We start from the raw sequence: 25,482 nt of genomic DNA, 5'->3' as shown, positions 1-25,482 counted from the left end.
CTCACGGATTCTCCGCTAACCCATGTCGCTGAAATCGTCGCTGGACCCGGTGCGCACCGGTGTGGCTCACGACCCGGTGTGGTTGCGCGCCGCACCGCTGATCTTTCTGTTCCTGTGGTCAGTCGGCTTTACCGTGGCGAAGATCGGCTTGACGTACGCAGATCCGCTCACGTTCCTCGCGTTGCGCTATGGCCTGGTGCTCGCCGTGCTGGCGCCGCTGGCGGTCGTCATGCGCCCGCCCTTGCCGAAGACGCCCGCCGCATGGGGGCATCTCGTCGTCATCGGTCTGCTCATTCAGGCGCTGTACTTCAGCATGACGTATCTGGCCCTGCGCCTCGGCGTGTCGGCGGGCAGCGTAGCGTTGATCACCTCGCTGCAACCGATACTCGTGGCACTGGCGGTGCCGCATCTCGTCGGCGAGCGCGTGAGCGGTCTGAACTGGATCGGACTCGGGCTGGGGCTGGCCGGGGCGGCGCTCGTCATCGTGGCGCGATCGGCGGTGGAGGCAACCTCAGCGCTGGGACTGGTGCTGACGTTTGTGGCGCTCGGTGCGATCACCTGCGGCACGTTGTACGAAAAGCGTTTCGGCGTGGGCCAGCACCCTGTCACGTCGAATCTGGTGCAGTACGCCGTGGGCTTTGCCGTCACGCTGCCGCTCGCGGCGTGGCTCGAGCCGATGCACATCGAATGGCATTGGCAACTCGGCTTGTCGCTCGTCTATCTCGTGATCGGGAATTCGATCGTGGCGATCTCGTTGCTGCTGGCGATGATCCGGCGTGGCGAGGCGTCGCGCGTGTCGGCGCTGTTCTTCCTCGTGCCTCCCTCGGCGGCGCTGGCGGCGTGGGTCATGGTCGGAGAGCACATGCCGCCGCTGGCGTGGGGCGGGATGGTGCTGGCGGCGATCGGGGTGGCGATGGCCACGCGGCGCAAGGGCCGGTCTTGATCGAGACCCCGCACCCCGGCGATACCGGGGGCGGGGTGCGTTACCCCATTGCCTGCCGGGCGTCAGTTCTTTGTGCCGAACAGACGATCGCCGGCGTCGCCCAGACCCGGAATGATGTAAGCGTGATCGTCCAGGCGCTCGTCGAGCGAAGCCACATACAGCTTCACGCCCGGATGGGCGTCGTGCAGCACCTTGACCCCTTCCGGCGCGGCCACGAGTGCGAGGAACGCAATGTTCTCTTCGGCCACGCCGCGCTTGCGCAGTACATCCACGGCGTGCACGGCCGAATACCCGGTGGCCACCATCGGGTCGCACAGAATGAAGCGTCGATCGGTCACATCCGGCAGGCGCACCAGATATTCGACCGGGCGATGCTGCTCGTCGCGATACACGCCGATGTGGCCAACGCGCGCCGACGGCACCAGATCGAGCAACCCGTCACTCATGCCCACACCGGCGCGCAGCACCGGCACGATGGCGAGTTTCTTGCCCGCGATGACGGGGGCGTCCATGGCGACCATCGGCGTCTCGATGCGCTCGGTCGTGAGCGGCAGGTCGCGCGTGATCTCGTAGCCCATGAGCAAGGTGATTTCGCGCAGCAGGCCGCGGAACGTCCGGGTCGACGTTTCCTTGTCGCGCATGTGCGAGAGCTTGTGCTGGATCAGCGGGTGATCGCAGATATAGAGATTCGGGAAGCGGGAGTCTTGTTTCATGGCAGCAATCTGAGGCAGGGCCGGTGTGGCCCGCATGGCCGCGATTTTAGCCGATGCGACCGTTGCCGGTCCGGGTTTCGGCTTGGATTGCCGTAAATCCCGGGCCCCGCGTGCCGTGCACGGGACAAAGCAGCATGGGCGCGATTCCCTTAGAATCGCTGCAAGTCGGCGGCACGGCCGCATTTGTCCAATGCTTCACTTGTCTTGAAGGCTGATCATGGATTTGGGAATCAAGGGCCGCACCGCGCTGGTATGCGGCGCGAGCAAAGGGCTGGGACGCGCGTGCGCCCAGGCACTGGCCGAAGCCGGTGCGAACGTCGTCATCGTGGCGCGCACCGCCGATGCGCTCAACGCGGCTGCCGACGAGATTCGCGCCGCGACGGGCGTGAAAGTCACGGCGGTGGCCTGCGATATCACCACGCCGCAGGGGCGCGCGCAGGCACTCGCGGCGTGTGCGCAGCCCGATATTCTCGTGACCAACGCGGGCGGGCCGCCGCCGGGTGACTTCCGGGACTGGCAGCGCGACGACTGGATTCGCGCGCTCGACGCGAACATGCTCACGCCCATCGAACTCATCAAGGCGACCGTAGACGGCATGATCGCGCGCGGCTTCGGGCGCATCGTGAACATCACTTCGTCGGCCGTGAAAGCGCCCATCGACATTCTGGGGTTGTCCAACGGCGCCCGTTCGGGGCTGACCGGTTTTGTCGCCGGGATCTCGCGCACGACCGTCGCTCACAACGTCACCATCAACAATCTGCTGCCGGGCGCCTTCGATACCGATCGCCTCGCGGGCACCATGAAGGCGTGGGCCGACAAGAGCGGGCAGACGCTGGACGAAGCGCGCGCCAAGCGGGCCGCCGCGATTCCCGCCCGCCGCTTCGGACAGCCGGACGAGTTCGGCGCAACGTGCGCGTTTCTGTGCAGCGCGCAAGCGGGCTACATCACCGGCCAGAACGTGCTGATCGACGGCGGCGCCTATCCGGGCACGTTCTGACGCTTCAGGGATCGCTGCAATGACAATCTCGACAGTACCGAAAGTCCGGATTGCGCTCATCGCGCATGACAAGAAGAAAGACGAAATTCTGGCGCTAGCGCGTGACTACGCCGACGTGCTGCGCCAGTGTGACCTGGTGGCGACAGGCACGACGGGCGGGCGCATCGCCACCGAGTTGGGTCTCGATGTCGAGCTCAAGCTCTCCGGGCCCCATGGCGGCGATCTGCAAATCGGGGCGCAGCTGGCCGAGGGGCGCATCGACATGGTGCTGTTCCTGCGCGACCCGATGACACCGCAACCGCACGAGCCCGACATCAACGCGCTCGTGCGCGCCTGCGACGTTCACAACGTGCCGTGTGCGACCAATAGCTCGACGGCGCGCCTGTTACTCGAACAATTGATCGTGCGCCTGAGGGCGCAACCGGCAGCGTGACGCCGGCAATCGGCATATCACCCGAATGGAGGGAGCGAGGATGACCAAAGCAATTCGCATCGAACAGAATGGCGGCCCGGAAGTGATGAAGTACGTGGACGTCGAAGTCGGAGAGCCCGGGCCGGGCGAGGCGCGCGTGCGCCATAACGCGGTCGGTCTGAACTATATCGACGTGTATTTCCGCACCGGTCTGTACCCGCAACCGCTGCCGGCCGGCCTGGGCATGGAGGCTGCCGGTGTGGTCGAGGCGGTGGGCGAGGGCGTGATGCACGTCAAGGCGGGCGACCGCGTGGCGTATGCGAGCCGTCCGTGCGGTGCCTACGCGCAGGCCCGTGTGATGCCGGCTGCGCCGTTGGTACGCCTGCCCGACACCATCAGCGACGACCAGGCCGCGGCGATGATGCTGCAAGGCATGACCGCGCAATACCTGCTGCGCCGCACGTACCCGGTCAAGGCGGGAGACACGATCCTCATTCATGCGGCGGCCGGTGGGGTGGGCCTTATCGTGTGCCAGTGGGCCAAGGCGCTCGGCGCGACGGTGATCGGCACGGTCGGCTCCGACGAGAAGGCGGCGCTCGTGCGCAAGCACGGTTGCGACTTCCCGATCGTCTACACGCGCGAGAATTTTGTCGAACGGGTGAAGGAGATCACGGGCGGCGAAGGGTTGCCGGTCGTCTACGACTCTATCGGCCGCGACACGTTCATCGGCTCGCTCGACTGCCTGCGCCCGCTTGGCATGATGGTGAATTTCGGCAGCGCATCCGGTCCTGTCACGCAGATCAATATGTCGGATCTCGTGTCGCGCGGCTCGCTGTTCTTCACACGCCCGACACTATTCAATTACACGGCCAAGCGCGCCGATCTGGAAGCCACGGCGAACGAGCTGTTCGCCGTAGTGGCCAAGGGCGCGGTGAAGATCGAAGTCAATCAGCGTTACGCGTTGGCCGATGTGGCCCAGGCGCACCGCGATCTCGAAGCGCGCAAGACCACCGGATCGACATTGCTCATGCCCTGAGGGACTGGCGCGGGACAAAAGAAAAAGGACGCCTCGGCGTCCTTTTTTCATGGCTGACGTTGTCGCATCTGGCCGCGCGGGGTCAGGCGCGCTGGGTGAACACATGGGCGCGGGCATCCTCGCGCACATCGGCCGGCAGACGCTTGATGAGCCAATGCACGACCATGCCGATCACAATGACATCGTCGAGCAGGCCGAACACCGGGATGAAGTCCGGAATCAGATCGAACGGGCTGATCAGATACACCACGAGCAGCGCCATGGCGGGCAGCAGCCAGCGCGGACGGCGCGGATCGCGGGCCGCATGCCACAGCACACGGAAATCGTGGCGGGCGATTTGCCACAGACGGAGAAAACGCTTCACTTGCAGGCTCCTGGTACCGGTATGTCCCGCCGGGTATGGCGGGTATTCTCGCTTAATCGGCACAAACGTCGCTCAATATTTGTTGAATATCGCGCAACGTGTTCTGATTATACGCATCGATGGCTTGGCGTGGGCGAACGCACGACGCGTGACAATTACCTTCGACAGGGCTGAGTCGAGACGGTTTCATGGCACGTCCCGATGTGACGGACGCCGGTACGCAGCACACGGCGATTCGTCTGCTTTCCCGGTTGCGGCAGGATCGGGGCGGCGGGATAATTCGCGAGCCGCCGTGGTCAATCCATTTTTCCCCCTTCGCGCACGCCCTCCAAACGCCATCATGACCGACGCTCAAGATCCGAAGTCGCCGCAACAGCCGAACAAGCCCGAGTCCGATACGAGCAGGAGCGCAACGCCTCCACAGACCCCTGCGGCAACCGATGCCGGTGCAGCGCCCGCATCGCCCTCGCCTGCGCCGTCAGACTATGTAGAACCCGGCACGCAGGCGGCGCCACGCCCGACCGGCAAGCCTGTGGCAGGCACGGCCGAAGGGTCGGGCGGCATGCCGCCGAATCCCGACACGCTCACGCGTCCGCCGCATGCCACCGACGCTTCTGCGTCTGCCGACGCGCAGGCCGAGACGCCGCAACCGGCGCATCCAACGGCCTCCGCCGTACACCCGAGCGCAGCGCAGGTAGCATCGGACCGGAATCCCATCGGCGCGCCTGCGCCGAAGTCGATTGAGGACGTCAAAGCGGCCGGCGGCGAGCCGCCGCATCAGCCGACGTTCGGCGCGGGTGCAGCGCGACCGGGCAGTCCGTCGTCGATGGGCGGGCAGCCCTCGTATTTGCAGGCGGGAGATTCCCCGTGGACGGTACTGCGCCGAATCACGTCTGCACGATTCCGCGCCTGGTACGACCGCGCGGGACAGCGCATCACGCAGCGCACGCTGAAGATCGGCATCTCGGCGCGCATTTTCCATCCGGAGCCCGGGTCGAAGGGGCTGCGCAGCAAGACGCTGCAATACCTCGAAGAGTCGATCGCGCACTGGGTGATGTCGCGCGACGTGCTGGTGTTCATGATTCCGACGGTCGACACACAGGGTTTGCTGCATCCGAGCCACATCCGTTTGCACGATTACGCGAAGCATCTCGACGGACTGGTATTGCAGGGCGGGGCAGACGTGTCGCCGCTCACCTATTCGGAAGTGGCGACACGCCACGAATGGCAGGGCGACCGCATGCGCGACATGTACGAACTCGAGTTGCTGCATGAGTTCGTAGAGCAGGGCAAGCCGATTCTCGGCGTTTGCCGGGGCTGCCAACTCATCAACGTGGCGTTTGGCGGCACACTGCATCAGGACATCGCGACCGATCTGCCTGAGGCGATTCCGCACGTCACCGAGACGTACGAACATAACCGCCACACGCTGACGTTCCCCGAAGGCTCGTCGCTCGCGCAGATGTTGGGGCCGGTCGACACGCCGATCGTCAATTCGATCCACCACCAGTCGGTGAGAACGCTGGGACGTGATCTAAGCGTCGAGGCGATGTGTGCGGAGGATGGCGTGGTCGAAGCTATTCGCTATCGCAAGGCACCGTTCGTGATGGGGCTGCAATGGCACCCGGAATTTCACCGCGCGGGCGGGCCGGAGTTTCTCGATTGCACGCCGGTGCTCGACAATTTCCTGCGTGCCGCGCGCGAAACGCGCTTCTGATCTGCGCGCCGCCAACACGGCGGGGCAATAAAAAAGGGCAGCCGCGAGGCTGCCCTTTTTATGTCAGGAGCACCGGGAGACTGCTGCCGGTGCTCACGCCGCTTTGATTAGAAGCGGTGACGGATACCCGTGCCCACAACGGTTTGCGAGCTGGTCGACGACATACCGCCGGCAGCGCCGACACCGGCTTGGAGGCCCGTGCCTTCGTTGTCGGAGATGTGCTGGTACGAACCGGTCAGGTACACATCGGTGCGCTTCGACAGACGGTAGTCAGCTTGCAGCGTAACGGTGTGGAACTTCGGCTTCTTGTCCGTCGAATCTTGCTTGGCCATCGTGTACGTGTACGCGGCCGACAGCGAGACTGCCGGGGTCAGCATGTAGCGACCGTTGACTTCGAAGTTGTCGAACTTCAGGCCGTCGTTGCCGAAGGCAACTGCGGTGCTGTTGAAGTTCAGACCCGACAGGCCTTGCACTTGCGTGTGGGTGTACACCAGGCCGACAGTTGCCGGGCCGAAGGCGTAGTTACCACCGATACCCCAGACGCGTTGCTTCGATGCGTTGAACACCGAGTCACCGCCGTTCGACGTATCCACTGCACCACCGGTGTTGTTGCTACCCGGGTTGCCTTGGCGTTCCAAGTAAGCAGCAGCCACCGTCAGCGGGCCGTTTGCGTAGTTCACGCCGGCGCTGAATGCACGGTTGTTGGCGAAGTCGCCAGCCTTGTTCGAGAAGCCATACAGGCCGCCGAAGGTCAGGCCGTTGTAGTTGGCGCTCGAGTACTTGACCGAGTTGTTCACACGGAACGAGTTGTTCGTGTTGTCGTTATCGTACGGGTGCGCAGCGATCGTGCCGCCGAACGACGAACCGTTCAGGGTCAGCGGAGCCAGGTAATCAACCAGCGAGTCGTATTGACGGCCGATCGTCACAGCGCCGAACTTGTCGTTTTGCAGGCCAACGAAGGCTTGACGACCAAACATGCGGCCGTTTTGGCCCGACTGACCGTTGTTGATCGAGAAACCGTTTTCCAGCACGAAGATGGCCTTGTTACCGCCACCCAGATCTTCCGAGCCTTTCAGGCCCCAACGGCTACCGTTGATCAGGCCGCTCGTTGCGCGGAAGTTCTTCGAGCCCGAAGCACCTGCCGTGGTCGTCGAGTTGCTGGTGTAAGCAATGCCTGCATCGATCAAGCCGTACAGCGTGACGCTGCTTTGTGCGTGCGCGCTCACCGAGAACGCGCCGACGACGGCTGCGGCAAGAAGAGTTTTTTTCATGGTTTAAGCTCCAGTAACGTGACACGAATCGCAGATTCGCGTGAAAACAGAACGCGGCGAAACAGAACATGTCGAGGTGACGGTTTGTCATTCGCGAACCCGATCAGGTATCGGCACTGCTCTGCTGACAGGGGGCAGTGTATGAGTCACCGCTACTCGCGCCTATTTCAGAATCCGCAAGAATCTATTTCAAATACGAAAAGAATCCCTCGAACCTGCCGGAAAGCTTTGTCCAATAAGGGGCTGCGTTGATTAAGGTTAGGCCGGAAATAGAGATGCAAGCGACGTGTGTTGCGCTCGGGACACAGTGTGCCGCACATGCCATCGTGTGCGCGAAGCATTGCCAGCACTGGATTTGCGCGCGACAGGCGTGAAGGAATTTGGTTCCGTTGATGCGAAAACCTGTCGCAAGGTGCCGCGCGCACAAGCGACGCATCGAACGATGGGGCACCACCGCTGTCGTGTGCGATGTGATGCCTGACACGTCACAATGCCGGTTGCCTATATAGATAGCGATCGATGCTTGCGTCAGGTCGCTGCCATGCGCATGTCATCAAGCGACTTTACACGCGCGTGATGAGGGAAATCCGATATGCCGGCAAGCACGAGAGATGTGGTTGCTCAGAAAAGCCCTTTATTTACGGGGTTTTACGGACTATTGCGAGTCGCCAAATAATTCATTGCGCCGAATGATGACAATGATTTCGGGACGCCGACCTATACTACGTTCCGCGAGAAGTAGACTTTTGCGTTGAGTGAAAAGTCTCCAAACCTTGGCGCGGCCTCATTGGCCGCGCTTTTTTTTGTCCGCGCGATTTGCTACGCGAAGTGCCCTGCGCTGAGGGCGTCGCCGCAATCGCGCACGTGGGGAATGCTCAACTGCTTGAGCTTGCGATACAGCGATGCGCGGCAAAAGCCGAGCGTGCGTGCGGCGGCAGAAATGTTCCAGCGATGTTGTGCGAGCGCTTGCAGAATGCGCTCACGTTCACTGTCATGACGGGGCATTTGCGCAATCGTCTCGACGGTCTGGACACGCGGGGCCGATACGACGGCATTACCGATGTCGTGTGAGCGTTGCTCCGCGAACGTATCGTTGCCGGACATCCACGTATGCGAAGAAGACGTAACAAGTTCCGGCGGCAGATCGTCCGCACACAATTGATTGCCGCTCATCACCGCACATGCATAGCGTAGCGCAGCGCGCAGTTGGCGCAGATTCCCCGGCCACGCATGCATGAGCAGACGCGACAGGGCGTCTGGCGACACACGAGCCAGCACCTGATCCTCGTGTAGTTCCGGCCATTCGTCGCATAGCATGCGGGCGATCAGTTCGCGCTTGTCGTCGCGCTCGCGCAATGTGGGTAATGTGAGGATGCCCACGGCAATGCGGTAGTAAAGGTCTTCGCGGAACGTGCCCTGTGCCACGGCGGTTGCGAGATCCTGATGGGTGGCGCAGATCAGTTGTACGTCCACGGGCACCGCATGACTCGCACCCAGCGGCGTCACTTCGCGCTCCGAGAGCACACGCAACAGCCGCGTTTGCAGTGCGTGGGGCATGTCGCCGATTTCATCGAGGAAAAGCGTGCCGCCGTCGGCCTGCTGCAATTTTCCTTTCATGCCGCCGGGCAAGGCACCCGAGAACGCGCCGCGTTGATAACCGAACAGTTCGCTCTCGACGAGGTGCTCAGGCAGCGACGCCGTGTTGATGGCGACAAACGCCTGCGCACGCCGTTCGCTGTACTCGTGCAGCGCCCTGGCCAGAAACTCCTTGCCCGTTCCCGTCTCGCCGAGAATCAACACCGGCAGCCCGCGATCGACGAAGCGCTTGCCGCGCGCGAGCAAATCGCGCATGCGGGCGTCGGTGCCGCACAGGTCATCGATGGCGAGGTAGTCGGGGCGCATCCGGCGCGCAGCGGCGGGGGCGGCCGGCACACGGGCGATGCGCTCGGCAAGGGCTGCGATATTGGCAAAGGCGGTATTGGCGCTGGCTGTGCCGATGGGGCTGGCGTGGCCGACAGGTCGAGCGGGGGCAGGCGCTACAGCAAGGTGAGCGGGCATGACTTGTCTCCTTCTCGTATTGGTACGAAAGGTCGCCGTCGGTGGCTTGTGGCCTGGCGTTCCCTGACGTCTCTTTTATGTCGCAGCCAGCTCGGGTAGCCAACCGCCAATGCAGGATACGACCACATAGTAATAACTTCCAATACAATATTGGTGCGCTATTAATACCCGTGGGGTATCAGATGATCGAACTACGTCATTTCCAGTACTTCGTGGTGCTCGCGGAGACGCTGCACTTTGGCCGTGCGGCTCAGCAGTTGCATATCTCGCAGCCGCCGCTGTCGCGCCAGATTGCGCTGATGGAGGCCGAACTGGGGGTGCTGCTGTTCGAGCGCACGCGCCGCAGTGTGCGTCTCACGCGTGCGGGCGCACGTTTCTATCAGGATGCGGTGGAAATCCTGAACTCTGTCGAGCGGGCGCGTCGCAATGCCGTGGCGGCGAGCCGGGGCGAGGATGGCGCGATCACGGTGGGCTTCATGATGTCCTCGGCGTACAACATCCTGCCCGCGCTGACGCGCACTTACGCCGCCGCGTATTCGCGGGTCGACATGAAACTGGCGGAAACGCTCCCCAACTTACTGGCCGAAGCGGTGCGTGCGGGGCAGACCGACGTGGGCATCATGTACCGCCCCGAAGACCTCACCGGGCTCGATACGGCGACAGTGTTTCGCGAGGAGATGGTGGCCGTACTGCCGCGCACGCACGCGCTCGCCAAGGCGCGCGTGCTCGACGCCTCGCAACTGGCCGAAGAGTCGTTCGTGAGCATTCCGCGCGAGATCGCGCCGCTGGTCTACGATCTGGTCGTCGATCACTGCCGTCGCGCGGGGTTTTCACCTCACATCCGGCTGGAAACCAACTTGCAGCAGACGATTATCAATCTGGTGGGGGAGGGCCTTGGCGTGGCGATGGTGCCAATGTCGATGAGCAGCGCGAGTGCGTCAGGCAGCGCGGTCTTCAAGCCGTTGCGCAACGCGCCGGTGGCGGAGGTGGCGCTGCTTTGGAGTCGCGACAATCACAACCCCTGTGTGGCAACGTTCGTCGAAAACGCGAGAACGGTGTGGCGTGAGATGCAGCGCGCGCCGGGCGCGCGGCTGGTGCCCGACAGACCGGACACCGGTGTGCGATGAGGGCGCGCAGAGGGCTGGTTGATGCGAAGCGGTGATAGCCGGCCAAGCGCAGTCGTCGTCGCAAAGCGCTACGCGGATGGAAATTCCGCGGCTCTGCCGGTCGATTACACTCGGTCGCCCAGCACTGTGGCTCGCGTAAAGGTTTCGATGTTGTCCAGCAATGCATCGAGGGCTTCACCTGCGCGTTTCACGTCGCCGGCAGCAATCGCTTCGGCGACTTCCGCATGTAGTCGCGCCATGGTCGGCAGGTCGGCCGCTTCTTTGTAGTGGTAATACCAGAAGCGGCGTGATAGCCCGTGCATCAGGCGCATCGCCCCTTCGGCGAATTCGTTGCGTGCGGCGACAAGACACAACTCGTTGAACTCGCGGTCGGCACGAATGAACTCCACATCCTTGCCGCTGCGGGCGGAACTTCTGAACTCCTTTGCCAGACGCGCGAAGTGTTCGCGTTGTTCTGCCGTGGCTTTCTTCGCCGCGCTTCTGGCAATCAACCGTTCGACCTCACGTCGCGTTTCCAGCAGACGCAACTGCTTGGAGACGTCCATCGGGGGCACGAGCAGGCCGCGCTGTGGCAACACAATAATCAAATGTTCCCTGGCCAGCCGCTGAACCGCTTCGCGAATCGGGGTGCGGCCAAACCCCGTCATTTCGCTCAACTGCAACTCCGACATTGTTGAACCCGGGGCCAGTCGCAGCGTCACTATCGCTTCTTCGATCCACTCGTACGCCATGTCGACCATTCTGCCGCGAGGGATCACGTCCACTCGTTCATCGAGCGCCGCGGCTTCCGATTTTCCCGTCCGTCGGGTCGCTTTCTTTGTCGCCATTTGGTCAATGCCCAGAGCAAATGTTAATTGTATATCACCTGCTTCTGGCGATAGCGGTGACATGTCCCGGCCCTTAACACGCCCCATACCTCGGGCTTTCCCGGTATGCGCATCGCTTGTCTTGATAGTCTGATGTGCTATTATTAATCAACTAATATATTACATGGATGTGTGGGAGGAACGGCGATGGACATCACGAGGGTGGGGAGGCCGGATGGTTTCCCGGTGGTTGCCTTGCACGGCATTCAGGGAACGAGCGACTCATGGACTCCGCTTGCAACGGCGCTCGGCGATACGTTTCGTTTTATCTTGCCCAACATGCCGGGACGCGGCGACGCAGGCCCCCCGCTTTCCGCACGAGCGTGCAATGCCTGCGAGTTCGCGCGCGTCACCAGCGAGATCATCGAACAAGAGGTCGGCCATCACGCCTACGTCCTGGCCGGCTGGAGCATGGGTGTCTCCGTGATCCTCGAGTTCATGGGGCATCTGGCAGACGGCACGGCGCGGCATTCTCCGCCGGTCGCCGTTGTCCTCATGTCGGGCACCGCACAGTTGAACGAGGTGAACTGGTTTGCGTCTGCCGACGAGACTGCACTCCTCACCGAGATCAGGCAGCGCGAGGCGCGTCTGAGGCTAAAGCGGGCAGCCGACCCGCGTGTCGTGGCCTGGACCTGGAGCGCGCTAAAGCCAGTCTCGCATCTGTCGAATCTGGCTCATGTCGGCGTGCCTGCCCTCATCGTCCACGGCAGCGACGACGAAGACTGCCCACTCGATCACGCACGTCGCATGCGCGAAGGAATCCGTCGCGCATCACTGCATGTGATTCCCGGTGGGCGTCACTCGATTCTGACGGAGAACACCTGGGAGGTCGGCATCGCCATGCGAGATTTCCTGGCGCTGCACTGCGCGGAGCCAGGGCCACTAATCAACCAACAGGAGAATTCATGAGGATCGACGATTGCGTCCACTTTTGTGCGCCCTCCCGGCTCATCATCGAGCTGGGTTATCGCCACAAGCTCCCCAGCCTTCTTCAGGCCCTTGGCTACCGGCGCGGGCTGCTCGTCACAGACAGCTTCTTTGCCGAGAAAACACGCTGGGTGAAGGAGTACGTGACGGCGTGCGAACACCAGGGGGTGCATGTGGACGTCTATGCCGGCGGTCAGCCCGACCCGACCACGGATCTGTGCGATCGCGCGACGGACGAACTGCGTATCGCGCAGGGCGGCCAGTTGCCGGATCACATCGTCTCGCTAGGAGGCGGCAGCAACATCGATCTGGCCAAGGCGTTGTGCGTCACGCTTCCGGCGGGCCGCCCCATTCGCGACTTCGGAAGCGGCGTGGCAAGCGATGCGCCCGTCATCGACCACATCGCTGTGCCAACGACCGCCGGCACGGGGTCGGAACTCACCCCCGGAACCATTCTGTTCGATCCGCCGACCGGCATCAAAACCGCCGTGATGGACAATCGGCTACGTCCGGTCGTCGCTGCTATCGACCCCGAACTCACATTCACATGCCCGCCCAAGGTCACGGCCGAGTCTGGCATCGACGCTTTGACCCACGCGCTCGAATCGTTCGTCACGCTCGACTCCGATCGGTTCGATCGAAACGGCTCCTTCGACCCCGGCTACAGCGGTCGCAGCGGTCTGACCATGATCTTTGCGCGTGAGTCGATCCGGCTAGCCACCGCCTATCTACTTCGTTGTTACGAAGATGGTAACGACGTGGAGGCGCGCGTCGGTATGTGCTACGCGAGCGTCTACGCCGCAATGTCATATGGGAGCGCCGGACTCAATGCGGTTCATGGCATTGCGTATGGCGTCGCGGCGCTGACGCACAAGTCCCACGGCGCCACGAATGCGGTTGTCCTGCCATATGTCATCGATGCGTTGCGCGAGTCGCGCCACGCTGAACTCCTCGAAGTGGCCCGAATGTTCGGCATCAAGGTCGACGACGAAGTGCAGGCCGTTCGCGAGTTGCCCCACAAATTGCGCGAGCTTGTTGGCAAGCTCGGCATCCCCACTGATCTCAATGCCTTCGGCATTTCCCAGGGATCGCTGAGGGATCTGCTCATCGATTCACTTGGCGTGACTCGGTTGGCCAAAGCATTCCCGGTCGGGAATATCGAAGAGTGCTACGCGGAAATCATCGACAACGCGTGGCGTGGAGGTCTTCGAGACGAGAAGACTGAGAGACGGTCGGCAGCCTGATCAACGCGATTCCCATCGATTCGACAGGTCGCTGTCGCCGCGCAAAGACACAATTCACCATTCGGCCGGACACACCGGTCGCTTTGCGTCTCAATGTCTAATATGTTAGATGAATATCAGAAAAATGTAACAAAGGAGACACAAGCATGGATATGTCCGCAGCCGCGTCGCGGCTAGGTGTTGACGTCGTCGCGCGTCTTGAGCGACTACCGATGACGAACTATCAACGAACGCTTTTCTCTATCATCGCCACCGCCTGGTTCTTCGATTCCATGGATCTCGGGTTGATGACGTTCGTTCTCGGTTCGATCAAGGCGGAGTTCGGCCTTTCCGCCTCGCAGGCCGGACTGCTCGCCAGTTCCAGCTTTCTCGGCATGTTCGTGGGTGCCGCCACCGCGGGGCTTCTTGCGGACAAGTTCGGGCGCAAGCCGGTCTTTCAGGTCAGCATGGTCTTCTGGGGGGCCGGCAGCCTGATGTGCGGCTTTGCTCACAATGTCGAGTCGCTGATGATGTACCGCGTTCTGCTCGGCTTCGGCATGGGCATGGAGTTCCCGATCGGTCTCTCGATGGTTTCAGAGATCGTTCCGGCCAGAAGTCGCGGCAAGTATGTGGCCATCCTCGAAGGTTTCTGGCCCATCGGCTTCATCGCGGCTGGCGCGTTTTCCTACTTCATGCTCCCGGTGATCGGGTGGCGCGGCATCTTCATCGCGTTGGCGATCCCGGCCGTTTTCGTGTTCGTCATCAGGCGAATGGTGCCCGAATCGCCTCGTTGGCTGGAAGACACTGGGCGCATGAAAGAAGCGGCGGACGTGATGAACCACATCGAAGCCAAAGTGGAGACGGCCTACGGCCGCAGGTTGCCGGAACCCGTCATCGTGCCGGGCGTGCGGCACCAGCAGACCGGCCGGAAGGCGCTCTTTTCGGAGATTTGGCGCGGCGTGTATGCGAAGCGAACGGTCATGTTGTGGACCACCTGGTTCTTCGCGCTGCTGGGCTACTACGGGCTGACAACATGGTTGGGGGCGTTGCTGCAGCAGGCCGGATACGAGATCACCAAATCCGTGCTCTACACCGTCTATATCTCGCTGGCAGGCATCCCCGGCTTCCTTTTCTCAGCCTGGTTGCTGGAGAAATGGGGACGCAAGCCGACCTGCGCATTGATGCTGCTTGGCAGTGCGCTCGCCGCCTATCTATACGGTCAGGCGGCAGGCAACAAGGCGCCGATTGAGCAGTTGATTGCCACAGGGCTACTGATGCAGTTCTTTCTCTTCGGCATGTGGTCTGTGCTGTACGCCTACACACCGGAACTTTACCCGACCCGCATCCGTGCAACGGGCTCGGGTTTTGCCTCCTCCATCGGACGCGTCGGCTCTCTCGCCGGCCCTTTCGCCATTGGTGTGCTGCTCCCGACCTGGGGACAAACGGGCGTGTTCACCATGGGGGCTCTGTCCTTCGTGATTGCCGCGCTGGCCGTACTGTTGCTTGGCGTCGAGACGAAGGGCCGCTCGCTGGAGGACGTTTCGCACTGACCCGTTGCAAGAGATTTACCCGTTCTTGACCCGGCGGGGCGCGGTCCCCGCCGCGCGGAACTGCGGCGGGGACCGCGCCTGACGCCAGTGGGGCCGGTCGGACGCACTTTCTCCGGCACCAACGGCACGAACGTCCATCCCGAATCATTTCATCGCTTCCACTTCACAAAACAGTGAACGCCATTCCGATGATTCTTGTTTTTGCACAACTAATATGTTAGTTGTTTATTTTGCAATTCGCGTTGATTCAGACACAGGAGACAAGTCATGATTACAGAGCGTCAGTTGAAGTTCAGGGAACAATACAAGTCCGACATAAGCCCGATGTACAACGGCATGCTGCATATCATCGTGATGTATGTCGTGGCGATTGGCGCGGTATGGTATGCCGTCAGCCGTTTGCAGAATCCGACTTGGGAATGGTTCCTGATCGTTCCGGTTTTTCTGGCGGGCAACTTCGTCGAGTGGTTCATGCATCGATTCGTCATGCACCGTCGGGTGGATGTGTGGGGCCTGCGCGAGATCTACAACCGGCATACACGCCAGCATCATCAGTACTTCACCGACCAGTTGTCGACGATCGACACGACGCGTGAGTTCCGGATCGTGTTCTTCCCATGGCGTGTGCTGATGACGCTTGGTATTGGCGGCGGGGTCATCGGTTATGCGACTTCATGGATACTGAACGCCAACGCTGGCTGGATGGTGTTCCTGACCATGGTCGGTCAGTACGTCATTTATGAAACCTTCCACTACTGTTGCCACTGTCACGAGAACTGGTTCGTGCGCAACATGCCGTTCATCAACACCATTCGGCGCCATCACACCGCCCACCACAACATGGGCATCATGATGAAATACAACATGAATCTGACGTTTCCGATTGCCGACTGGTATATGGGAAGCAGCGATTTGCGTCGGGGCCTGATTGGCCATCTCTTCAATGGCTACAGCGAAAAGCATATCAAGAGCGAGTTGAAGCCGATCATTGCAAAGTTCAAGGACGATCACTCGCAAGTCACGCTGGACGGCCCGATCCTCACCGACGAGGAACGCAGGGCAATGACGGCCCTCTGACCGGTATGCGTACTATGCGCGAGCGGCTGTCGCGCGTCGGGGCCACCGCGATAGACAGGACTCGCCCTGTGTCTATCGCGGTCATGCGGAAAGATTGGACGGCGCCGCCTCAGATCTCCAGAATCCCGGCTGCCACAAAGCCGCCGTCGACCGGCAGGATGTGACCTGTCACGTAAGACGCGTCGTCCGATGCCAGAAAGCTCACCGCGCCAGCGATCTCACTGGGCTGCCCGTAGCGGCCGAGGGGCGTCGTCTCCGTATAGTGGCGGCGTGAGACGTCGGAGTGCAGCACCTGCGTGAGCGGCGTGTCGATGGGGCCGGGGGCGACGCCGTTGGCGGTAATGCCGAAGGGCGCGAGTTCAATGGCCATCTGGCGCGTGAGGCCGATGACGGCGGCTTTCGACGTTCCGTAGGCCGTGCGTCCTGCGCTGGCCAGAATGCCCGCCACGGACGCCAGATTGATGATCCGTCCCCAGCGCTGTTCGCGCATGAGTCGCGCGGCGTGCTGCCCGCACAGCAGCGTGCCCGTGAGGTTCACGTTCATCACCTGATGCCAGTGATCGAGTGGATAGTCGAGAAACGGGAATGTCTTGGCGATCCCCGCGTTGTTCACGAGCACATCGCAACGCCCATACCGTTGCGCGATCTGTGCGAAGCCATCGGCAATCGATGCGGCGTCGCCCACATTCATCCCCAGCGCCCACGCCTTGCCACCCGCCGCGTTCAGCTTCGCCGCCGTCTCACCCGCCGCGCCTTCGTTCAGATCGGCGACAACGACCGTCATGCCGTCATTCACCAACCGTTCGCAGATAGCGGCGCCGATACCCATGCCGCCGCCCGTGACAACTGCTACTCTCTCCATCATGCTATGGACTCCTAAATTTATTGACTTCTACAGCACGGGCTCCGCCGCCAGCAGCGCGGCGGAGCCCGTCGGTAATATCGAGAAACCGTTAGTGGGAGTGTCTTACTTCAGAAAGCCGATCGAGATCCAGGGGATGAAGACCACGATAAGCAGTGCGATGAGCAGCGCGCCCATGTAGGTCCACATCCGGTTGAACACCTTGTCCGGCGACGTCTTGCCGATGGCGCACGCGGCGTAGAAACCGACGCCGAGCGGCGGTGCGAACAGGCCCATGCCCATCGACAGGATCACGACCATCGCGTAGTGCACATCGTGAATGCCCAGCGAGCGGGCGACCGGAAAGAGCAGCGGCCCGAACAGCACGATGGCCGGAATGCCTTCCAGCACGCTGCCCAGCACGATGAACACGACCATCGAGATGAGCAGGAAGCCGATCTGTCCGCCCGGTACGCCATGCATCAGCCCGACGAGCTTGGCGGAGAAGCCCGACTGCGTGAGCGCCCAGGCCATGGCGGTGGCCATGCCGATGATGAGCAGGATGGCGCCGGAAAGTGCCGCCGTTTCCGTGAGCAGCGGATACAGGCGCTTGAAGTTCAGGTGCTTCTTGAAGGCATGGACGAGCAGGCCGATCACGATCGTGTAGGCGATACCGATCGTGGACACTTCCGTTGCCGTAGCGGCGCCTTCGATGACGGCCGTGCGGATCAGAATCGGCAGAGCGAGTGCCGGCAACGCCACGATGAACGTCTTGCCGATCACGCTCCACGGCGCGCGGCGCGCCGCACTGGGAGCCTCTTTGCGCGAGCGCGTGAAGCACACCACGACGATGGCCAGCGTGGCGATGACGGCAGGCAGCAGGCCGCCAACAAAGAGCGCCGTGATGGACACACCGCACACCGCACCGATGGTGATGAGCACGAGGCTGGGCGGAATCGTCTCCGTCATGGCGCCGGTCGACGAGAGCAGTGCGACGAGGTCTTCCGGTTTCGATCCGCGTCGCTGCATTTCGGGGAAGAGGGCTGGCGCCACGGCTGCCATGTCGGCAGCCTTCGACCCGGAAATACCTGAGACCAGGAACATCGCACCGAGCAGCACGTATTGCAGGCCGCCGCGCACATGGCCGAGCAGCGAGGCCATGAATTCGATCAGGCTGCGAGCAAGCCCGCTCATCTCGATCAGCGCGCCGAGCAGCACGAACAGCGGCACCGACAGCAGGATGAGGCCCGACATGCCCTCGTCCATGCGACTGACGACAATCTGAAGCGGCGCGTCGGTCACGAGTGCCAGATAGGCCAGCGTTGCCGTGCCGAAGGCAAAGGCGATCGGAATACCGCCTGCCACGCATGCACCGACGATCAGTACGAAGAACACCAGCAGGTTGTAGTTGCCCATCGCGATGAGTGCGGGGCGGCCGAGCCAGAGTGCGGTGCCGAGCGCGGCAACGACCAACACGCCAAGACCGAACTGGCGCAGGGTCGAGCACCGCGCCATGCGCGAGATGGCCGCGACGAGCATCAGCGCTGCGCCGACCGGCAGGGCGGCGGCGCGCAACCCGTCGGGGATTTCGAGCGCGGGCGTGGTGATGTCCATCTGTTCGATGGCATGCGTGTACGCGGGCATGATGATGAGCGCGACGAACACGCAGACCGTGAGCGCAGCCATGGTCTGGAACCAGTCGCGCCATGCCGCCGGGAGTTTGTTGACGATGGCGGACAGGCGCATGTGTTCGCCCCGGTCGAGCGCCAGAACCGCACCGAGCATCGATAGCCAGATGAACAGGATCTGCGCCAGTTCGTCAGACCAGGTGATCGGATTGTCGAACCCGTAACGCGAGATCACGCCCGCGAGCAGGATGAGAGTTTCCGCCACCACCAGCAGCACGGCAGCCGCTTCGGTGACTTTCATCACCGCGCGGTTGACGTGGCAGAAGAGGCGGGCGAGCGCGTGCGTCGGCTCGGCCGTCATCGTCAACGTGTCCATTTACGCGAGCTTCCCGGTGTACTTTTCCAACGTGGTCCACGCTTCGTCACCAAACTTCTTGTGCCATTCGGCATAGAAGCCGGCGGCGCGAAGCTTCTCGCGGAATTGCTCGTTGTTCGGTGCGTTGAACACGAGACCCTTCTGCTTGAGTTCGGCCATGACGCCGTCGTTGAGCTTGCGCACGTCGTCGCGTTGCGCCATCGCCGCGGCGTTCACGTTGGCGGTGACGATTGCCTGCAAGTCCTTGGGCAGCTTGTCCCATTTCTGCTTGTTGGCGAGGAACCAGAAGCCGTCCCACATGTGGTTCGTCATCGACACGTACTTCTGCACTTCATACAGCTTGGCCGTGGTCAGCAGCGCGAGCGGATTCTCCTGCGCTTCGACGATGTGCGTCTGCAAGGCCGAATACACTTCGGCGAAGTTGATCGATGTCGGCGACGAGTCGAAGGCACGGAACATCGACGTCCATAGCGGGCTCGTCGGCACCCGGATCTTCAGGCCCTTGAGGTCGGCCGGCGAGTTGATCGGGCGGCTGCTCGTGGTGATCTGGCGGTAACCGTTTTCCCAGATCTTGTCGAAGGCGAACACCGATGTCTTGGCGATCTGGCCGCGCACATGCGCCCCGAGGTCGCCGTCCATCGCCGCCCACACCTGACCGTAATCCTTGAACGCGAAGCCCACGCCCGAAATCTGCGCCGAGGGCACCAGCGTGCCGAGAATCAGCGGCGAGAGCGTGAAGTAATCGATGGCGCCCGAACGGATCTGGCTCAGCATGTCGCTATCGGTGCCGAGCTGGTTGTTCGGGTAAATCTGGAAGTCGATACGGCCCTTCGATTGCTCTGCGATTTTCTGCGCCATCTCTTTGGCGCGAATGTTCATCGGATGGCTGATGGGCAGGTTGTTGGCGAACTTCAGCGTGAATTCTGCGGCGCGGGCCTGCGTCTGATACAACCCCGTGGCGGCAGCGGCCGAAGTGGCGGCCACAACCTTGATGAAGTGGCGGCGGTCCATATTGCTCATACTGCATGTCTCCTGATTATTGGTTTGGTGACTGCGTCTGATGCGCGAGGCGTGCTGTCGTGTTGCCCTGCAATGCCCCGGCCAACTCCTAATGCAAGCGTGAAGCGACTCGCAAGTGGCTTGGCTATCTTACGCAAGTCGAATGCCAGATCGCAGCCCAGGCGGGAAAACCCTTATCTTGTTAAGCACTCATGAAGTCCCGCGCGTGTCGGGTTGCCTCGCTGCGCTTCCTTTTATCTGGCGGAACCCGCCGTGGCGGTACGTCGGCGCCGCGAGCGCCGTTTGCTGCATCTGCGAGCGGAGTCCGATCGGCACCCGGATGCGGTGCGACACCTGTCGCATTTGCCGCCCGCCTTGCGACACCTGTCGCATGTGATCGACGACAGCGATGCGACAGGTGTCGCATGCCGCCGTGCCCGGCCGGTTGTGTTGCAGCACAGCAAATACATTTCGTTTGGTGTGCATCCGAATTCACTTGATGCCGTAGTGGATGCGGCTTTACGCTTACGTCAATTGCGAAAGCGCCACAAGCGCGAGCATCGCAATCGAGCTGCAATGCGCCGTGGATGCCGTTAGCGCGTCATCGGCGTGGGGAGGTGCCCATGTCTGGCATCGAAATTGCTCACCGGAGTCTGGATGACCCCATTTTTCCGGAGACACTTCATGGTTGCTGCATGCCTTACCGGCTGGGCCCACTCCCAGTTCGGAAAACTCGACAACGTCGATGCCGAAGTCTTGCTGGCCGATGTCGCACAAGCTGCGCTCGACGACGCGGGCCTCGCGCCCGAACAGATCGATTCCATTCACGTCGGCACTTTCAATGGCGGTTTCCTGTATCAGGACTTCCCGTCGTCGCTCGTTTTCAACCGAATTCCCGGCCTGCGCTTCAAACCGGCCACGCGCTACGAGAATGCGTGCGCGACGGGGTCGGCCGCCGTGTATGGCGGACTGCAATCCATCGAAGCGGGCAAAGCCACGCACGTGCTCGTGATCGGCTTCGAGAAGATGACCGAACTGGCGACGCCGCAGGTCGGCGAGGTGTTGCTCAAATGTTCCTACGCACGCGAAGAGGCCGACATTCCGGGCGGTTTTGCGGGCGTGTTCGGCACCATTGCGCAAGCGTACTTCGACCGCTATGGCGACCAGTCCGACGCCCTCGCACGCATTGCGGCGAAGAACCATCGCAACGGTTCGGTCAATCCCTACGCACACATGCGTCGGGACTTCGGTTACGACTTCTGCCGCAATGTCTCCGAGAAGAATCCGTTCGTGGCCGGGCCGCTCAAGCGTACCGATTGCTCGATGGTGTCGGACGGAGCTGCCGCGCTCGTGATCTCGTCTGCCGACGTGGCGCGCACGATGCCCAAGGCCGTCGGCTTTCGCGCGGCGGTGCAGGTCAACGACTACTTGCCGCTCTCGCGTCGTGACCCGCTGGCGTTTGAAGGCGGACAGCACGCCTGGCGTCAGGCACTGGGCGTTGCCGGCGTCTCGCTCAAAGACCTGTCGCTGGTCGAGACACATGACTGTTTCACCATCGCCGAACTCATCGAGTACGAGGCGATGGGGCTCGCCAAGCCGGGGCAGGGTGCAAACGTGGTGGCCGAGGGGTTGACCGAAAAGAACGGTCTGCTGCCGGTCAATCCGTCGGGCGGGTTGAAGGCAAAGGGGCACCCGGTCGGGGCGACAGGCGTCTCCATGCACGTCATGGCCGCCATGCAACTGACAGGGTCTGCGGGTGAGATGCAGATCCCGAACGCGAAGCTCGCGGGCGTCTTCAACATGGGCGGGGCGGCAGTGGCGAACTACGTGAGCATTCTCGAAGCGCGCTGATACGTTGCACGACAGTGTCAGGCAGGTTGCCCGGCGTTGGCCGGGCAAGACAGACAGCAAGACTGAGAAAGAAGAAAGAGGAGACGAGCGAAATGCTCAAGAAGGTCATGAATCTCGGCCGGCTGCTGGCCGACGTTGCCCGGCGTCATCCTGACGAACCCGGCGTGATCATCGGTGAGAAGGTCAGCACGTGGGGCGAGATCGACGCCCGCGTGAACGCCGCCGTCGATGCCTTGCGCAAGCTGGGTGTGCGCCGTGGCGACAAGCTGCTGGTGCATTCGCGCAACAACCTGCCCATCTTCGAGAGCGCGTGGATCGCCTTTCGGCTGGGCGCGGTCTGGGTGCCGACGAACTTCCGTATCACCCCACCGGAAGCCGCATATCTGGGGCAATCAAGCGGCGCCTGCGTGATGATCTACGACGCGGGCTTCGAGGGGCATGTCGACGCTGTGCGTGCCGCCTCGCCGGCGTTGCGCCATGTCATTGCGCTGGGCGCGCCGCGCGCGGGTGAGATGCACTACGAGACACTGGTGGCCGAACACCTCGGCGCCCCCGGCTATGAAGCGGAAGTCGAGTACGAAGACCCGTTGTGGTTCTTCTACACATCGGGCACGACCGGCCATCCGAAGGCGGGTGTGCTCTCGCATGGGCAGATGGCTTTCGTCGTCACCAATCATTTGGCCGATCTGATGCCCGGCATCACTTACCGCAGCCGCTCGATGGTGGTGGCGCCGCTCTCGCACGGGGCGGGCATTCACGCCATCGTGAATACGGCACGCGGGGCGGCCAGCGTGCTGCTGCCGGGCGAGAAGATGGACGCGGAGCAGGTCTGGCAGGCCATCGAGCGTTATCGCGTCGACAACATGTTCACGGTGCCGACCATCGTCAAGATGCTGGTCGAAGACCCGGCGGTGGATCGCTACGACCATAGCTCGTTGCGCTTTGTGATCTATGCCGGGGCGCCGATGTATCGCGCGGATCAGAAATACGCGCTGCAAAAGCTGGGCCGAGTGCTGGTGCAGTACTACGGTCTGGGCGAGGTGACGGGCAACATCACGGTACTGCCGCCGTGGCTGCACAGCGACGACGACAACGCGCCCGACGCGCGCATCGGCACTTGCGGTGTGCCGCGCACAGGCATGGAGGTGGCGATTCTCGACGAGCATGGCGAGCGTCAGCCACCGTTCGCCTCAGGCGAGATCTGTGTGCGCGGGCCGGCGGTCTTCATGGGGTATCACAACAATCCGGACGCGAACGCCAAGGCGTTCAAGGACGACTGGTTCCACACCGGCGATCTCGGGCATGTGGATGCGCAGGGTTTCCTGTACATCACGGGACGCGCCTCGGACATGTACATCTCGGGGGGCTCGAACGTCTACCCGCGCGAGATCGAGGAAGCGTTGCTCACGCACCCGGCCGTGTCGGAGTGCGCGGTGCTTGGCGTGCCCGACCCCAAGTGGGGCGAGAGCGGGCTCGCAGTGGTGGTCGCACGGGAGGGCATGGCCGCTCAGGCCGACGAACTGCTCGGACATCTCGAAGCGCGCATCGCCCGCTACAAGTGGCCGCGTCGCTTCATTTTCTGGAATGCCATGCCCAAGTCGGGCTACGGCAAGATCGTGAAGAAGCAAATCAAGACGATGCTCGAAGAGCAAGGAGACTATCGACTATGAAACCTGCGCTTTCACGGATCTATCGGCATGCAGGCGCCCCCACGTTACCCCGTGTGGAAGACTGCGTGTTGAGCGGGCAGCACGAACTGCGCGTGACGATCCGGTCTGGTGCGAATCTCGGAGAGGCCTTACGCGCGGCGTTATCCCGCTATGCGTATGGCGGCGGCGTCGGCCGCTTCTGCGCGGGCACCGCGCGAGGTCTGCGGTATCACATGATAGAGAACACCGCTGACACGGAGCGCCCCTTCGGCTATGGGGCGCCGGTCGACGAAACCCGGGAGGTGGATCTGATCGGCGGTGCGATCACGGTCGGCCGTACGGCCGACGGTGCCACGCTGTTGCATTGCCATGCGGGGTTTTCCGACCCGTGTGGCGAATTGCATGGCGGTCATCTGATTCTCGATCACACCTGGGCCGGAGACGAGCCTGTGGTGATTCGCCTGTGTCTGTTCGAGCACGGCGGCTACGTGACCGCCGATGACGACGAGACGCGCTTTCACCTGCTCCATCCCGTCGCCGGAGGCCTCTCATGAGTACAGCGCTGGATGTTCCGGTGGCCATCGAGAACGGCACGCTGGGCAGGTTGGTCGTGGCACGTCTCAAACCGAATCAGGACCTGACGGAGAGCATCGAGGCGCTGTGCGCGGAGCATGGCATCTCGCGGGCCATCGTGCGCGGCGCGGTGGGGAGTCTGATTGACGCACGTCTGGCATTTCGCGCGGGTGACGGCTGGCGTGAGCAACTGGTGAGCGGCCCCGGCGTGGAAATCCTCAATGTGTTCGGCGAGGTGGATGTCCGGCCCGATGCCGCGCACACGCTGCCCATGCTGCATGGCATGGTGGCGGACACAGAGGGACGCATGTTCGCAGGACGCTTCGTGCGTGGCGGCAATCTGTCGTTCATCACGATCGAAGTGACGTTGCAGGAGTGGTTGCCCGCGTAGTCGCCGCCAGCGACGTGCCGCGTGAGGCGAATGGGGAGTCTGGGGACTCCCCATTTTTCAATGAGGTTGAGCGGCGGTTTCGCTGTCGCTTCGCAAGAAGGATTCGATCGCGGCGACCAGCGCGAGAGGCGTCTCGTTCATCGGGTAGTGGCCGGCGTTGCCGAGAACTTCGACGCTGGCGTGCACATAGCGTTGCAAGTACGTCTGCGTCATGAGTGCGGTGTTGAACGTCGGATCGTTTTCGCCAATCAGCACCTTGACCGGCAGCGTGCTTTGAAGCGCATCGCTGAAGTCAGTGTCGGCCCAGGCGCGGAAATAGGCCGCGAATGCCTGTGCGGACGAATGCGCCGCCGAGTATTGCGCCTTCCATGCAATCCATGACGGCGGCAGACGCAGGCCCGTACTGCGCGCGATGATCGTCTTGCGATGGTCCAGCGATGTTGCCGCGTCTTCGAACAGCGCGCGCCGGGTGGCGTCGAACGGTACGCCGCCGCAGGGCACCGGGGCGACGGGCACGAGTTTGCGTATGCGGTGAGGGGCGAGGGCCGCGACCTTCTCGATGGCCATGCCGCCCATCGAATGGCCGATCAGGCTGAAGGTGGACAGACCGAGGGTATCGGCCAGATCGATGGTGTCCTGCGCGATCTCGGCGATCGTATAGGCGCCGGGGGTGTCGCGCATGCCGCCGTAGCCGCGGTAGTCCATAAAGACGTAACTGAACTCGTCATGTGACAACCACGGTTCGCACTCATGAAATGAACGAGCGTCGCCGAACCAGCCATGCAGCACGATGACGGCATGCGGGCCGTGACCGGCGCGGTGATAGGTATTGGGCATTTTGACTCCGGGAGCGGGTGTTGAGACATCCGGCGCACGCAATGGCGGCCGGATAA

23 protein-coding genes are annotated in these 25,482 nt (G+C 62.4%); 14 read left to right on the top strand and 9 right to left on the bottom strand.

The window, feature by feature from the left end; genetic code table 11:
* Positions 1–22 precede the first annotated feature (22 nt).
* A complete protein-coding gene (locus C266_RS15405) occupies positions 23–943 on the top strand; it encodes a DMT family transporter (RefSeq protein WP_010807003.1) in 921 nt (306 codons plus the stop codon).
* A 62-nt stretch (positions 944–1,005) separates the two neighbouring features.
* Here the strand turns inward: C266_RS15405 and upp are convergent, their stop codons facing one another.
* Positions 1,006–1,656, bottom strand: coding sequence for a uracil phosphoribosyltransferase (gene upp / locus C266_RS15400; RefSeq protein ID WP_010807002.1), 651 nt, complete (start codon positions 1,654–1,656; stop codon positions 1,006–1,008).
* Between the two features lie 217 nt (positions 1,657–1,873).
* Between upp and C266_RS15395 the strand changes: the two genes are divergently transcribed.
* The 3 genes from C266_RS15395 to C266_RS15385 are packed head-to-tail and all read left to right on the top strand — an operon-like array spanning position 1,874 to position 4,101.
* Positions 1,874–2,653, top strand: a complete 780-nt coding sequence (locus tag C266_RS15395; RefSeq protein WP_010807001.1) for an SDR family oxidoreductase — start codon at positions 1,874–1,876, stop codon at positions 2,651–2,653.
* Positions 2,654–2,672: 19 nt separating this feature from the next.
* Positions 2,673–3,086, top strand: a complete 414-nt coding sequence (locus C266_RS15390; RefSeq protein WP_010807000.1) for a methylglyoxal synthase — start codon at positions 2,673–2,675, stop codon at positions 3,084–3,086.
* A 40-nt stretch (positions 3,087–3,126) separates the two neighbouring features.
* The gene (locus tag C266_RS15385) at positions 3,127–4,101 is read left to right on the top strand and encodes a quinone oxidoreductase (protein WP_010806999.1); all 975 of its coding nucleotides are present in this window, start codon (positions 3,127–3,129) and stop codon (positions 4,099–4,101) included.
* Between the two features lie 82 nt (positions 4,102–4,183).
* On the opposite strand, the gene C266_RS15380 is transcribed toward C266_RS15385, so the two are convergent.
* Entirely contained in the window at positions 4,184–4,465 is a 282-nt protein-coding gene (locus tag C266_RS15380; protein WP_010806998.1) for a YkvA family protein, read from the bottom strand.
* Positions 4,466–4,805: 340 nt separating this feature from the next.
* Between C266_RS15380 and C266_RS15375 the strand changes: the two genes are divergently transcribed.
* On the top strand, positions 4,806–6,182 hold the full coding sequence (locus tag C266_RS15375; RefSeq protein ID WP_010806997.1) for a gamma-glutamyl-gamma-aminobutyrate hydrolase family protein: 1,377 nt from the start codon (positions 4,806–4,808) through the stop codon (positions 6,180–6,182).
* Positions 6,183–6,289: 107 nt separating this feature from the next.
* Here the strand turns inward: C266_RS15375 and C266_RS15370 are convergent, their stop codons facing one another.
* Together C266_RS15370 and C266_RS15365 are read right to left on the bottom strand one after the other, a co-directional pair.
* A complete protein-coding gene (locus C266_RS15370) occupies positions 6,290–7,453 on the bottom strand; it encodes a porin (RefSeq protein ID WP_010806996.1) in 1,164 nt (387 codons plus the stop codon).
* Between the two features lie 819 nt (positions 7,454–8,272).
* Entirely contained in the window at positions 8,273–9,511 is a 1,239-nt protein-coding gene (locus C266_RS15365; protein WP_010806995.1) for a sigma-54-dependent Fis family transcriptional regulator, read from the bottom strand.
* Between the two features lie 182 nt (positions 9,512–9,693).
* On the opposite strand from C266_RS15365, the gene C266_RS15360 reads away from it, so the two are divergent.
* A complete protein-coding gene (locus C266_RS15360; RefSeq protein ID WP_010806994.1) occupies positions 9,694–10,638 on the top strand; it encodes a LysR family transcriptional regulator in 945 nt (314 codons plus the stop codon).
* A 104-nt stretch (positions 10,639–10,742) separates the two neighbouring features.
* On the opposite strand, the gene C266_RS15355 is transcribed toward C266_RS15360, so the two are convergent.
* Positions 10,743–11,465 (bottom strand): GntR family transcriptional regulator, encoded by a 723-nt coding sequence (locus tag C266_RS15355; RefSeq protein ID WP_036663219.1) that lies wholly within the window; start codon positions 11,463–11,465, stop codon positions 10,743–10,745.
* A gap of 186 nt (positions 11,466–11,651) precedes the next feature.
* On the opposite strand from C266_RS15355, the gene C266_RS15350 reads away from it, so the two are divergent.
* The 4 genes from C266_RS15350 (at position 11,652) to C266_RS15335 (ending at position 16,281) form a co-directional block, all read left to right on the top strand.
* Positions 11,652–12,413 (top strand): alpha/beta fold hydrolase, encoded by a 762-nt coding sequence (locus C266_RS15350; protein WP_010806992.1) that lies wholly within the window; start codon positions 11,652–11,654, stop codon positions 12,411–12,413.
* Positions 12,410–13,675, top strand: a complete 1,266-nt coding sequence (locus tag C266_RS15345) for an iron-containing alcohol dehydrogenase (RefSeq protein ID WP_010806991.1) — start codon at positions 12,410–12,412, stop codon at positions 13,673–13,675. The genes C266_RS15350 and C266_RS15345 overlap by 4 nt, the downstream gene beginning before the upstream one ends.
* A gap of 146 nt (positions 13,676–13,821) precedes the next feature.
* Complete coding sequence (locus C266_RS15340) at positions 13,822–15,204, top strand: MFS transporter (protein ID WP_010806990.1); 1,383 nt, start codon at positions 13,822–13,824, stop codon at positions 15,202–15,204.
* Positions 15,205–15,471: 267 nt separating this feature from the next.
* A complete protein-coding gene (locus C266_RS15335) occupies positions 15,472–16,281 on the top strand; it encodes a hypothetical protein (protein ID WP_010806989.1) in 810 nt (269 codons plus the stop codon).
* Between the two features lie 109 nt (positions 16,282–16,390).
* On the opposite strand, the gene C266_RS15330 is transcribed toward C266_RS15335, so the two are convergent.
* The 3 genes from C266_RS15330 to C266_RS15320 all read right to left on the bottom strand — a co-directional run bounded on the left by C266_RS15330 (position 16,391) and on the right by C266_RS15320 (position 20,146).
* Positions 16,391–17,146, bottom strand: coding sequence for an SDR family NAD(P)-dependent oxidoreductase (locus tag C266_RS15330; RefSeq protein ID WP_010806988.1), 756 nt, complete (start codon positions 17,144–17,146; stop codon positions 16,391–16,393).
* 102 nt (positions 17,147–17,248) lie between these two features.
* Positions 17,249–19,111 (bottom strand): TRAP transporter large permease subunit, encoded by a 1,863-nt coding sequence (locus C266_RS15325; protein WP_051126357.1) that lies wholly within the window; start codon positions 19,109–19,111, stop codon positions 17,249–17,251.
* Positions 19,112–19,126: 15 nt separating this feature from the next.
* Entirely contained in the window at positions 19,127–20,146 is a 1,020-nt protein-coding gene (locus tag C266_RS15320; RefSeq protein ID WP_010806986.1) for a TRAP transporter substrate-binding protein, read from the bottom strand.
* A gap of 663 nt (positions 20,147–20,809) precedes the next feature.
* On the opposite strand from C266_RS15320, the gene C266_RS15310 reads away from it, so the two are divergent.
* The 4 genes from C266_RS15310 to C266_RS15295 all read left to right on the top strand — a co-directional run bounded on the left by C266_RS15310 (position 20,810) and on the right by C266_RS15295 (position 24,589).
* Positions 20,810–21,976, top strand: a complete 1,167-nt coding sequence (locus C266_RS15310; RefSeq protein WP_010806984.1) for an acetyl-CoA acetyltransferase — start codon at positions 20,810–20,812, stop codon at positions 21,974–21,976.
* 62 nt (positions 21,977–22,038) lie between these two features.
* Complete coding sequence (locus tag C266_RS15305; protein WP_256380706.1) at positions 22,039–23,646, top strand: acyl-CoA synthetase; 1,608 nt, start codon at positions 22,039–22,041, stop codon at positions 23,644–23,646.
* Positions 23,643–24,179: a hypothetical protein gene (locus C266_RS15300; protein WP_010806982.1), complete on the top strand. Its 537-nt coding sequence runs from the start codon at positions 23,643–23,645 to the stop codon at positions 24,177–24,179. The genes C266_RS15305 and C266_RS15300 overlap by 4 nt, the downstream gene beginning before the upstream one ends.
* Positions 24,176–24,589 carry a PPC domain-containing DNA-binding protein gene (locus tag C266_RS15295; RefSeq protein WP_010806981.1) on the top strand — a complete coding sequence of 138 codons (414 nt, stop codon included), beginning with the start codon at positions 24,176–24,178 and terminating at the stop codon, positions 24,587–24,589. The genes C266_RS15300 and C266_RS15295 overlap by 4 nt, the downstream gene beginning before the upstream one ends.
* Positions 24,590–24,646: 57 nt before the next feature.
* On the opposite strand, the gene C266_RS15290 is transcribed toward C266_RS15295, so the two are convergent.
* Complete coding sequence (locus C266_RS15290; RefSeq protein ID WP_010806980.1) at positions 24,647–25,426, bottom strand: alpha/beta fold hydrolase; 780 nt, start codon at positions 25,424–25,426, stop codon at positions 24,647–24,649.
* Positions 25,427–25,482 lie beyond the last annotated feature (56 nt).

It is taken from the genome of Pandoraea sp. SD6-2, from assembly GCF_000389825.1.
Lineage (GTDB): Bacteria > Pseudomonadota > Gammaproteobacteria > Burkholderiales > Burkholderiaceae > Pandoraea > Pandoraea communis.
The sequence above is the reverse complement of the archived record's forward strand: the minus strand, read 5'-3'. Positions and strand labels throughout refer to the sequence as shown.